The sequence below is a fragment of the Xanthobacter tagetidis genome, assembly GCF_003667445.1.
Taxonomy (GTDB): Bacteria; Pseudomonadota; Alphaproteobacteria; order Rhizobiales; family Xanthobacteraceae; genus Xanthobacter; species Xanthobacter tagetidis.
Genome location: NZ_RCTF01000024.1, coordinates 56,335 through 67,682 on the forward strand (window position 1 = coordinate 56,335; position 11,348 = coordinate 67,682).

General features: G+C 70.5%; 12 protein-coding genes. 11 read left to right on the plus strand and 1 reads right to left on the minus strand.

Translation table 11 applies throughout. From position 1 onward, the window contains the following. Positions 1-65: 65 nt before the first annotated feature. Complete coding sequence (locus D9R14_RS21165) at positions 66-767, minus strand: SDR family NAD(P)-dependent oxidoreductase (RefSeq protein ID WP_121625368.1); 702 nt, start codon at positions 765-767, stop codon at positions 66-68. Between the two features lie 89 nt (positions 768-856). On the opposite strand from D9R14_RS21165, the gene D9R14_RS21170 reads away from it, so the two are divergent. The 11 genes from D9R14_RS21170 to serS all read left to right on the plus strand — a co-directional run bounded on the left by D9R14_RS21170 (position 857) and on the right by serS (position 11,016). Continuing rightward, positions 857-1,939: a helix-turn-helix transcriptional regulator gene (locus D9R14_RS21170; RefSeq protein ID WP_121625370.1), complete on the plus strand. Its 1,083-nt coding sequence runs from the start codon at positions 857-859 to the stop codon at positions 1,937-1,939. A gap of 236 nt (positions 1,940-2,175) precedes the next feature. Next, positions 2,176-2,403 (plus strand): FmdB family zinc ribbon protein, encoded by a 228-nt coding sequence (locus tag D9R14_RS21175; RefSeq protein ID WP_121625372.1) that lies wholly within the window; start codon positions 2,176-2,178, stop codon positions 2,401-2,403. 281 nt (positions 2,404-2,684) lie between these two features. Beyond that, a complete protein-coding gene (locus tag D9R14_RS21180) occupies positions 2,685-3,863 on the plus strand; it encodes a M23 family metallopeptidase (protein ID WP_121625374.1) in 1,179 nt (392 codons plus the stop codon). Positions 3,864-3,990: 127 nt separating this feature from the next. Beyond that, positions 3,991-5,004 carry a beta-N-acetylhexosaminidase gene (gene nagZ / locus D9R14_RS21185; RefSeq protein WP_121625376.1) on the plus strand — a complete coding sequence of 338 codons (1,014 nt, stop codon included), beginning with the start codon at positions 3,991-3,993 and terminating at the stop codon, positions 5,002-5,004. A gap of 5 nt (positions 5,005-5,009) precedes the next feature. Continuing rightward, a complete protein-coding gene (locus tag D9R14_RS21190) occupies positions 5,010-5,825 on the plus strand; it encodes a segregation and condensation protein A (RefSeq protein WP_121625378.1) in 816 nt (271 codons plus the stop codon). Continuing rightward, positions 5,822-6,571, plus strand: coding sequence for an SMC-Scp complex subunit ScpB (scpB, locus tag D9R14_RS21195; protein WP_121625380.1), 750 nt, complete (start codon positions 5,822-5,824; stop codon positions 6,569-6,571). The genes D9R14_RS21190 and scpB overlap by 4 nt, the downstream gene beginning before the upstream one ends. After that, positions 6,568-7,662, plus strand: a complete 1,095-nt coding sequence (locus D9R14_RS21200; protein ID WP_121625382.1) for an ABC transporter ATP-binding protein — start codon at positions 6,568-6,570, stop codon at positions 7,660-7,662. Before scpB ends, D9R14_RS21200 begins: the two co-directional genes overlap by 4 nt. 63 nt (positions 7,663-7,725) lie before the next feature. Continuing rightward, positions 7,726-7,959 carry a twin-arginine translocase TatA/TatE family subunit gene (locus tag D9R14_RS21205; RefSeq protein WP_121625384.1) on the plus strand — a complete coding sequence of 78 codons (234 nt, stop codon included), beginning with the start codon at positions 7,726-7,728 and terminating at the stop codon, positions 7,957-7,959. A 65-nt stretch (positions 7,960-8,024) separates the two neighbouring features. After that, complete coding sequence (gene tatB / locus D9R14_RS21210; protein ID WP_121625386.1) at positions 8,025-8,519, plus strand: Sec-independent protein translocase protein TatB; 495 nt, start codon at positions 8,025-8,027, stop codon at positions 8,517-8,519. Next, positions 8,516-9,328: a twin-arginine translocase subunit TatC gene (gene tatC, locus D9R14_RS21215; RefSeq protein WP_121625388.1), complete on the plus strand. Its 813-nt coding sequence runs from the start codon at positions 8,516-8,518 to the stop codon at positions 9,326-9,328. Before tatB ends, tatC begins: the two co-directional genes overlap by 4 nt. Positions 9,329-9,522: 194 nt before the next feature. Continuing rightward, complete coding sequence (gene serS, locus D9R14_RS21220) at positions 9,523-11,016, plus strand: serine--tRNA ligase (RefSeq protein WP_121625390.1); 1,494 nt, start codon at positions 9,523-9,525, stop codon at positions 11,014-11,016. The last annotated feature ends 332 nt before the right edge of the window (positions 11,017-11,348 follow it).

An 11,348-nucleotide genomic window follows, 5' to 3' on the forward strand; every position in this document is an offset into this window, starting at 1 on the left:
CATGCCATGCCGTGCCGGCAGGCACAATGCCGTGGCCGTCCGGCGCGGCCGAAGTCCTTGCGCCGTCAGAAGGTCTCCACCCACGGCCGCAGATCGATCTCGGCGCTCCAGGCGGAGCGGTGCTGGCGGTGCAGCGCGAGATAGCTCGCGGCGATGGCATCCGGATCGAGCCAGCGGTCGGGCGGCCCGTCGGTGGGCCGAGACGGCGCGGCGATGCCGCCGTCGATGATCGCGTGCGCCACATGGATGCCGCGCGGCCCGAGCTCGCGCGCGAGGCCCTGGGCCAAGCCGCGCAGGGCGAACTTCGCCATGGCGAAGGGCGCCGACTGCGGCATGGCCTTCACGGAGGCGGTGGCGCCGGTGAAGAGCAGCGTTCCCGCCCCGCGCGGCAGCATGCGCCGGGACGCCGCCTGGGCCGTGAGGAAGCCGGCGAAGGCGCCGGCCTGATAGGCCGCCATCACCGCCTGCGGGTCGAGGTCCTCGATCGGCCCGCGCAGGCGCCGGGAGACGTTGAACAGCACGAGGTCCGGAGGCCCGAGGTCGGTCTCGGCGCGCGCGAAAGCCGCCTCGATCTGCGCCGGGTCGGACGCGTCGGCGGCCAGCGCGACAACCTGCGTGCGCGTCGCCAGCTCGGCGGCGAGACCCTCCAGCTTGCCGGTGTCGCGGGCGATGAGCGCTAGGCGGAAGCCCTCGCGCGCCAGGAGGCGGGCGAAGCTGGCGCTGAGGCCCGGCCCTGCGCCCACGATGACGGCGACCTCTGTGCTCATGGGCGCTCCTTTTCGGCATCGGACGGGGCGCCCTGTGATTGTGGCGCGCGGACGATGCCGATAGCTTAGCGATAGCCGGGAGCGATTGCATGGAGCCACCGTCTCAGCTTGTGGACGACATCTACGAGGCGGGATCGGTTCCCGAATTCTGGCCCCGGGCGCTGGAAAAGCTCGCCGCCACCGTCGACGGCGCGGGCGCGGCGCTGTTCGCGGTACGGGCCGACGGGCTGCGCTCCGTCGCCACCCCGTCCATGCTCGATCTGCTGCGGGAATTCGACGCTTTGGGCCGGCCCGAGATCAACCGGCGCACGCCGGCCGCCGTTGCCATGCGCCATCCGGGCTTCATCACCGAATACGACGTCTTCACCGAGGAGGAACTCGCGGTCGATCCCTTCTACGCCGAATTCCTGCGTCCGCGCGGCTACGGCTGGTGCGCCGGGAGCGCGATCTTCGTGCCCGGCGGAGACACCATCGTCATCTCGGTCGAGAAGCGGCTGAACCTCGGGCCGGTATCTCGCGATCATGTGGCACTGCTCGACCGGATGCGCCCGCACCTCGCGCGCGCCGCCGCCTTCTCGGCGCGGCTCGCCCTCGACCGGGTGCGCTCGGCCACCGAGGCGCTCGGCCTGATCGGCCTTCCCGCTGCGGTTCTGGGCGACCGGCAGCAGCTCCTGTCCGCCAATGCGCTGTTCGAGGACCTGATCCCGGACGTGGTGCGCGCCCACCGCGCGCGGCTCATGCTGGCGGATCAGGGCGCCGACCGGCTGCTGGCCGACGCCTTCGCGCGCAGCCTGAAGCGCGCGGGCGGCGGCGTTCAGTCCATCCCCATCGCCGCGCAGGAGGCGCGCCCCGCCATGGTGGCGCACCTGCTGCCCGTGCGCGGGGTCGCCAACGACGTGTTCTCGGCGGCGAGCGGCCTGCTGATGCTGACTCCCGTCGTGGCGGGGAAAGGGCCGCCGCGCCAGTTGCTCGAAGGCCTGTTCGACCTGTCGCCGGCGGAGGCGCGGGTGGCGGGCGGGCTGGCGGATGGGTCGACCGTGGAGCAGCTTGCGCGCCTCCAGGGCGTTTCGTCGGAAACGGTGCGCGGCCATCTCAAGGCCGTGTTCGCCAAGACCGGCACGCACCGCCAGTCGGAACTGGTGCGCCTGCTGGCCGGGCCCTGGCATTTCTGAAGGGCCGCCCACCGCGGCGCGAACCGTTCAGGCCCCACGTCGGCATCCTCGGAGACGATGCCGGCAGACCCGCGCGAACATGGTTCGCTCCCAAGCAGGGTCTCCGCCGAATGTGGGCCATGCCGCCGGCGGCCGCTGGCAAGGATCGTGCATCGTGCTGGCCCAGGCGCTCCCACGGCGGCGGCGTAAGCCTCTGGAGGAGCGCTATTTCTCATCGAAGGACGGGTGAGGCCGGCATGCCGCTCTACTCTTATCATTGTCAGGAGTGCGACAAGGACAGCGAGCTTCTGATGGGGTCGTCCGACAATGCGGTCTGTCCCGCCTGCGGCAGCATGCGGATGGACCGCATGCCGTCGCGCATCGCGCCCGAGGGCAAGAGCCGGGCGATCATCAAGTCCGCCCGCGCCCAGGCGGCGCGCGAAGGCCACATGAGCAATTACAGCCGGTCCGAACGGGGCGGATGAGCGCCGGCCGCCGCCACAATTCGAGCTTGCGTGGTCGGCCCGACCGTCCGGGCGGGTCCGAGACATCCGACCTAAGGTCACGTCTACGCTTGGTCGCGAATCATCGGGCTCGCAAGGCGATAGCCGTCCCGCTTCCCTACCGGAAAACCACTCTGTGGCAAATCCGCAACGCGCCACCAAAACCTTGGAAGAGCGGGATTTCCGGCGCCGGACTTAAGCCGCCGTTTACGCCTGAGGCTCTTTAGTGCGTGGCATGTTCTGTTGCGTGCGAGTTCGGTCACATGCGTAGCTCCAATGAGACTTTCGGGCGTCATGTCCTGGTGCGATTGGCGGTGGTCGGCCTCGTGTCCGGCGCCGTCGCCGGGTGCAGTTCCGACACCAACCGGTTTGCCGCCGAGGGCGGCGCCCCGATGGGCACGGCCCCGGCCTCCTATGGCGGTCAGCCGGCGCCGGAGGTGACGGGATCGCTGCGGACCTCCGCGCCGACCGGCATGGTGACGTCCAGCCAGTTGCCGCCGCCCGGCCAGGGCGGACCCTCATCCTATGCCTCCGCGGGCAACCAGCCGCTCTACGGCTCGCCCGCCTATAATTCCGGCCAGAGCTACGGCACTCAAGGCTACGGTGCGTCCGCGGCGCCGGCGAAGCCCGGCACCCATGTGGTCCAGGCCGGCGAGACGCTCGGCTCGGTCGCCCGCACCTACAGCGTGACCCCCGACCAGCTCGGCGCGGCCAACGGCATTGCCCCCGGCATGACCGTGCGCACCGGGCAGTCGCTCGTCATCCCGCAGCGCTCCAGCGTCGCTCAGGCGCCCCAGCCGGCGGCGCCAGCGCCCCGCGCCGTCGCTGCGGCGCCGGCTCCCGCTCCGGCGCCTGCGCCCAAGCAGGTGCAGGTCGCGGCCACCCCGGCGAAGCCCGCCGACGCGATGCCGGCCGATACCAAGGCCGCCGCCAAGACCCAGGCCGTCGCCGCATCGCCGGCCCCGCCGCCGGCCGGCCAAAAGGCCGACGCCAAGGTGGAGACCGCCGCGAAGCTGACCCAGGTCGCCGATGCGGACGATGGCCCGCGCGGCGCCGGCTCGGGTCCGCAGTTCCGGGCCCCGGTGCGCGGCCGTGTCATCGCCGGCTACGGGCCGAAGCCCGGCGGCACCCACAATGACGGCGTGAACTTCGCCGTGCCGGAAGGCACCGCCGTCCGCGCCGCCGAGGATGGCACCGTCGCCTATGCCGGCAACGAGCTGAAGGGCTTCGGCAACCTCGTCCTCATCAAGCATGCGGACGGCTATGTCACCGCCTATGCCCATGCCAGCGAGATCGACGTGAAGCGCGGCGACCAGGTGCGGCGCGGCCAGGTGATCGCCAAGGCCGGCCAGAGCGGCAACGTGTCTACGCCGCAGCTCCACTTCGAGATCCGCAAGGGCAACCAGCCGGTGGATCCGAGCCGCTACGTCGCGGGCCTCTGATCCCCGGATCGGCGCGCAGGCACTTCATCCATGACGGCCGGGCTCGCCCGGCCGTTTTCCTTTGTCCGGCCGGAAGCCGCGCCGTCCGTGGCTTGACGGGGCGCAAGGCCGCTTATAGGGGCAAGCCATGACCGTCCGCGCCTTCATCTCCGGTTGCGCCGGAACCCGCCTTTCGCCCGAGGAGCGCGTGTTCTTCGCGGAAAGCGCGCCGTGGGGCTTCATCCTGTTCGCCCGCAACGTCGAGGACCCGGCGCAGGTGCGCGCTCTGGTGGACGAACTGCGCGCGGCGGTGGGCTGGAACGCGCCGGTGCTGATCGACCAGGAGGGCGGCCGCGTGCAGCGCCTGCGCCCGCCGTACTGGCCGGACTACCCGGCGGCCGAGCCCTTCGGCGTGCTCCATGATCGCGATCCGGAGGCGGCGCTGAAGGCGGTGCGGCTCAATTCGCGCGCCATCGCGGCCGACCTCGCGGCCCTCGGCATCGACGTGGACTGCCTCCCGGTGGCGGACCTGCGCCATCCGGACGGGCACGGCATCATCGGCAACCGCGCCTATGGCGAGACGCCGGCGAAGGTGGCGGCGCTCGCCCGCGCCGCGTCGGACGGGCTGCTCGACGGCGGCGTGCTGCCGGTGGTGAAGCACCTTCCCGGGCATGGCCGCGCCCCCGCCGACAGCCACGAGCGCCTGCCGGTGGTGGCGGCGCCCCGCGCGGTGCTGGAGAGCGAAGACTTCGCCGCGTTCCGGGCGCTCGCCGATCTGCCGCTCGGCATGACCGCCCATGTGGTCTATCGCGACATCGACCCCGACCGGCCGGCCACCACCTCGCCGGTGATGATCGCCGACGTGATCCGCCGCGACATCGGCTTTTCCGGCCTGCTCATGAGCGACGACCTCTCCATGGGCGCGCTCGCCGGCAGCCTGTCCGACCGGGGGCGGGGAGCCATCGCCGCCGGGTGCGACTTGCTGCTCCACTGCAACGGCCGGCTGGAGGAGATGCGCGAGGTCGCCGCCGTCGCCCCCGATCTTTCCAAGCTTGCCGCGGCGCGGGCCGAGCGCGCCCTCGCGCTGCGCCGAAAGGTAGACGCGGGGGATGTTGCGGCTCTGCGCGCCGAGGTGCAGCATCTCCTTTTCAGGGAGGCGTGATCCCAATGGCCGTGGATGCGGCGCCGAGCTTTGCCGAGGACGACCTCCCCAAGAGCGGGGATGGCGCCTTCGTGGTGGACATCGACGGCTTCGAAGGGCCGCTCGATCTGCTGCTCGCGCTCGCCCGCACCCAGAAGGTGGACCTCACCCGCATCTCCATCCTGGCGCTGGCCGACCAGTATCTCGCCTTCATCGAGCAGGCGCGGCGCGGGCGCCTCGAACTCGCCGCCGACTATCTGGTGATGGCGGCCTGGCTCGCTTACCTCAAGTCGCGCCTTCTGCTGCCGGCCCCGCCCAAGGAGGACGGACCGAGCGCGCAGGAGCTGGCCGACGCCTTCGCCCGGCGCCTGCGGCACCTGGAGCGCATCCGCAAGGCGGCGCAGGACCTGCTGGAGCGGCCGCAGATCGGCCGCGACGTGCTCGCCCGCGCCCTTCCGGACCCGCGCGATCTGCCGAAGGGGCCGGTGACCTACACCGCCACGCTCTATGACCTGCTCTCCGCCTATGCCCGCCAGCGGCAGGTGAAGGCGCTGTCCCACGTCACGCTCAAGACCCGCGCGGTCTGGTCGCTGGCCGAGGCGCGCGAGCGGCTGGAGCGTCTGCTGGGCGGCGGGCTCTCGGACTGGATTCGGCTCGACCAGTTCCTCATCGACTACGTGGCCGAGCCCAGCCAGCGCGCCACCGCGCTCGCCTCCAGCTTCTCGGCGAGCCTGGAAATGGTGCGCGAGGGCGTGCTCGACATCCGCCAGGATGCCCCGTTCGCGCCCCTGTGGCTCAGGCCGCACCGCACCGCGGGCGAGCCGGCCGGGGAGGGCGCATGAACAAGGCCGCCCCGCGCATCGACCTGTTCGACGTCCGGCCCGATGACGAGCGCGCCGTCGCCTTCGTGCGCGACCTGCGCACCGTCGAGGCGCTGCTGTTCACTTCCTCCCTGCCGCTGGATGCCCAGGCGCTCGCGGCCCATCTGCCGAAGGAGGCGGACATCGGCGCGCTGATGGATGCGCTTGAGGCGGACTATGCCCGGCGCGGGGTCAACCTCGTGCGGGCGGCCGGCGGATGGATGCTGCGGACCGCGCCGGACCTTGCCGCCGTAGTGGCGGCGCGCGCGCCGGAGCCGCGCCGGCTCTCGCGCGCGGCGGTGGAGGTGCTGGCCATCGTCGCCTATCACCAGCCGGTGACGCGCGCGGAGATCGAGGAAATCCGCGGCGTCTCCACCTCCAAGGGCACGCTCGACGTGCTGCTGGAGACCGGATGGGTGCGCCTGCGCGGCCGCCGCAAGGCGCCGGGCCGGCCGGTGACCTACGGCACCACGCCGGCTTTCCTGGTGCAGTTCGGCCTGGACCAGGTGCAGGATTTGCCGGGCCTCGACGAGATGAAGGGCGCCGGCCTGATCGACGGCCGCCTGCCGCCCGGCTTCACCATTCCGCTGCCCTCCGACGATCCCCACCTGCACGAGGACGAGGAGACGCTGGAGCCCGAGCCGCTGGATTTCGCCCTGACCCCGCCGCCCTCGGACGAGGACGAGCCCGACGACGAGCCCGAGGACCAGGAGGACGGCCGAGAGTGAGCACGCTCGCAAGTCTCGGCGTCCGCGCCCGAACACCGGCCGCCATTGCCAAGCGCCTGTCGTTCGAGGACGTGAGCCTTTCCTACGGCGACGTGCCGGCGGTGCGCGGCGTGTCGCTGGACGTGGAGCCCGGCGAGGTGATCTGCCTGCTCGGCCATTCCGGCTGCGGCAAGACCTCGCTGCTGCGCCTCGCCGCCGGGATCGAGCGGCCCGATTCCGGCCGCATCCTGCTCGACGGCCGGGACGTGGCCTCGCGCTCCGCCTTCGTGCCGCCGGAAAAGCGCGGCGTCGGGCTGGTGTTCCAGGATTTCGCGCTGTTCCCGCATCTGACCAACCTGGAGAACGTCATGTTCGGCCTCGGCGCCCTGCCGCGGGCGGAGGGCCTCGCGGAGGCGCGGCGCGCGCTCGCCCGGGTCGACCTGGAGGAGGTGGCGAACGCCTATCCCCACGAACTGTCCGGCGGCCAGCAGCAGCGGGTGGCGCTCGCCCGCGCCATGGCGCCGCGGCCGGGCATCCTGCTGCTGGACGAGCCGTTCTCCGGCCTCGACCGGCGCCTGCGCGACCAGGTGCGCGCCGACACGCTGGCGGTGCTGCGCGATGCCAAGGCGACCTCCATCATCGTCACGCACGATCCCGAGGAGGCGATGCGCCTCGCCGACCGCATCGCCTTGGTGCGCCGGGGCGAGCTGGTCCAGGTGGGGCCGCCCGCGACACTCTACCGCGACCCGGCGGACCTCAACGTCGCGCGCTTCTTCTGCGAGATGAACGAGGCGCCCGGCATCGCCGCCGGCAGGCGGGTGGAGACGGCGCTCGGCACCTTCCGTGTGCCGGCGGACATTCCCGACGGCCCGGTGGTGGCGGCGGTGCGGCCGACCGGCATCCGCATCGGCCCGCGCGGCTGCGGCCTGCCGGGGCGCGTCCTCGACCGGCGCTTCCTGGGCGAGCTCGATCTCGTGGAAGTGATGGTGGAGGGCATCGCCCGCCCGGTGGTCGCGCGGCTGAAGGATGCCGGAACCGTGGCGCGCGGCGAGGAGGTGGGCCTCTCCGTCGATCCGGCCGAGGTTCTTGTTTTCGCCGCTTCCGGCGCCTAGTCTGCGGCCCACGCATGCCCCGGCGCCCGGCGCCGGGCAACAAGACAATCTGGAGGACGGTACATGGGTTCGATGAGCATCTGGCACTGGATCGTGGTGCTGGCCGTGGTGCTCCTCCTGTTCGGTCGGGGCAAGATCTCCGATCTCATGGGTGACGTGGCGAAGGGCATCAAGTCCTTCAAGAAGGGCATGGCCGAGGACGACGAGCCGGCGAAGACGGCGACCCCGCCCGAGGCCCCGCGCCCCATCCCGCACCAGAACGCGAGCGCCGCCGAAGCCGAGAAGAAGCCCGTCTGATTTCAGGCCGGCTCACAACAACCCCTTGAGGAGGGCGGCGGCTCCGCCGCCGGCTGGGCGCGCACATGTTTGATATCGGCTGGTCGGAGCTGATGCTCATCGGCATCGTGGCGCTGATCGTGATCGGCCCGCACGAATTGCCCACTGTGCTGCGCACCGTGGGCAAGACCATGGCCAAGCTGCGCCGCATGGCCGGCGAGTTCCAGGGCCAGTTCCAGGAAGCCCTGCGCGAGGCGGACATCGCCGACATGCGCAAGGAGATCTCCGACATCACCGACAGCGCGAAATCGACGCTGGCGACCGCGGACATGTTCGACCCGCTGAAGTCGATCCGCGAGGAAATCCGCTCCACCGTGGAGGGCGGCACCAAGACCGAGGCGCCGCGCCCGGAGGAGCCGAAGGCGCCTGCGCCGGACGCCGCCCCGATCGTGGCCGCCGCTGACCCGGCGCCCGTGGACCTCATTCCGCCCCCGGCCGCCGAGCCGCTGCCGCCGCCCACCTTCGATCCGCCCGCCCCCGAGGCCGCGCCCGCGAGCGTGCCGGACAAGAGCGCCTCATGAGCGAGAAAGACGACATCGACGCCTCCAAGGCTCCGCTCATCGAGCACCTGATCGAGCTGCGCGCGCGGCTCATCAAGTCGGCGGGCGCGTTCCTGGTCGCCTTCTTCGTGTGCTTCGCCTTCGCCAAGCAGATCTACAACATCCTCTTGTGGCCCTACGAGTTCGCGTCCGGATTCGCGCCGGGCGTGAAGCTGATCTACACCGCGCCGCAGGAGTTCCTGTTCACCCAGATCAAGCTCGGCATGTTCGGCGCGGCCTTCATCTCCTTCCCGGTGGTGGCGACGCAGCTCTACATGTTCGTGGCGCCGGGGCTCTACAAGCACGAGAAGAACGCCTTCAGGCCGTATCTCGTGGCGACGCCCATCTGCTTCCTGATCGGCGCGGCGTTCGTCTATTTCATCGCCATGCCGCTCGCCATGACCTACTTCCTGGGCATGCAGCAGGTGGGCGGCGAGGGGAAGGCGGAAATCTCGCTGCTGCCAAAGGTGTCGGAATATCTCTCCCTCATCACCACGCTGATCCTCGCCTTCGGCATCTGCTTCCAGCTGCCGGTGGTGCTGACGCTGCTGGCGCGCATCGGCATCGTGACCCAGGACATGCTGCGCAAGGCGCGGCGCTACGCCATCGTCGCGGTGTTCGTGGCGGCGGCGATCCTCACCCCGCCGGACGTGATCAGCCAGCTCTCCCTTGCCCTGCCGACGCTGCTTCTCTACGAGGTGTCGGTCTATCTGGTGGGCATCGTCGAGCGGCGGCGGGCAGCGGAAGAGGCGGCGCGCCAGGCGGCCGACGCCGCATCCTCGGCAAGCTGAGCGGCGGCGGGGCTTTCCGGCAAGAGCGTATTTCGCGGCGCGCGCGCCCTTCTCTTCCGTCATGGTCCGGCTTGTCCGGCCATCCACCCGGCGGCCTGGATGCAGTGCCCGGGGCGGCCTGGATACCCCGGACAAGCCGGGGCATGACGCCGGTGAGGGACGTGTCGCCGCCTTGCTGCACGGCGGAGCGTCACATGCACGACATCAAATGGATCCGGGAGGCGCCCGGCGCCCTCATCGGCGCGCTGACGCGGCGCGGCGGCGGGTCCGAGGCGGCGGAGCTGGTCCAGGGCCTGCTCGCCCTCGACGAGGAGCGCCGCGCCACCCTCACCAGGCTCGAAGGCCTGCTGGCGCGCCGCAACGCCGCCTCCAAGGAGATCGGCCAGGCCAAGGCGCAGAAGGACGAGGCGAAGGCTTCCGCTTTGATGGCCGAGGTGGCCAAGCTCAAGGAGGACGTGCCGGCGCTCGAAGCCGAGGTGAAGCGCATCGACGCCTCGCTGGAGGCGAAGCTCGCCGGCATCCCCAACGTGCCGCTGGCCGAGGTGCCGGACGGCAAGGACGAGCACGACAACGTTCCGAAGTCCGCCTTCGGCGAGAAGCGGGCCTATGCCTTCGCGCCGAAGCAGCATTTCGAGATCGGCGAGGCGCTCGGCCAGATGGATTTCGAGACCGCCGCCAAGCTCTCCGGCGCCCGCTTCGTGGTGAACAAGGGCCCGCTGGCGCGGCTGGAGCGCGCGCTGGGGCAGTTCTTCCTCGACGTGCACACGAGCGAGCACGGCTACATGGAGGTCAACCCGCCGCTGCTTGTGCGGGACGAGGCCATGTTCGGGACGGCGCAGTTGCCGAAGTTTGAAGAAGATCAATTTGCAGCCACAAATATTGCATTGATGAATGAGCGGCTGCGCGCATTTCCAATCAATGAAGAGCAGATTCGAAAAATCGTATGGGAACAGCAACCTCCAAAGGCAGGTCTGGGAGCTATTCCTCCCGAAACCTTCGAGTTGATTGAAGCGCAGGTTGCGTCAGTGGTTTCTGAGATGAAGGCGTTTACTGCCGAGGTAGTCAGAAAATCTGCATCGCATTGGCTCATCCCCACCGCCGAAGTCCCCCTGACCAACCTTGTCCGCGACTCCATCCTCTCCGAGGAAGAGCTGCCCCTGCGCCTCACCGCCTGCACGCCCTGCTTCCGGGCGGAAGCCGGCGCGGCGGGGCGGGATACGCGGGGCATGATCCGCCAGCACCAGTTCACCAAGGTGGAGCTGGTCTCCATCACGACGCCGGAGAAGTCGCTGGAGGAGCACGAGCGCATGCTCGCCTGCGCCGAGGCGGTGCTGCAGAAGCTGGACCTGCATTATCGCGTGGTCACGCTCTGCACCGGCGACATGGGCTTCGCCTCGCAGAAGACCTACGACATCGAGGTCTGGCTGCCGGGGCAGGGGGCGTACCGCGAGATTTCCTCCTGCTCGGTGTGCGGCGACTTCCAGGCCCGCCGCATGAATGCCCGCTACCGCCCCGCCGAGGGGAAAGGCCCGCGCTTCGTCCACACGCTCAACGGCTCCGGCGTCGCGGTCGGCCGCGCTCTGGTGGCGGTGATGGAGACCTACCAGCAGGAGAACGGCGCCATCGCCGTTCCGGAGGCGCTGAAGCCCTATATGGGCGGCCTCGCACTGGTGGAAAAGCTGAAATAGTCCGTCCCGCGTACCCCGCCGCAAACCCTCTCCCCGGCGGGGAGAGGGAAGGGTGAGGGCGCGCGCTTTCCATTGGCAGCGCGGTTTCGCTGGCCGGTGACACCCCTTGTAACTTTGGTTCTGCCGGATCGGGTATAGTTCCGGTTGCGGTGGCGGACGGGAGACCGGTGCCCCTGAGGGACCCCAAGCCCGTGGGTGAGCAAGTGTCCTCGTCCGCCGTTCCATCGAACCCGAACAGTCGCTTGGGCCGCTCGAAGCGAAGCCCGCTTGCGCAAGGATGGGATCGGATGGACGCTCTCAACATCGGCATCGACGTGGCCAAGGACCGGCTC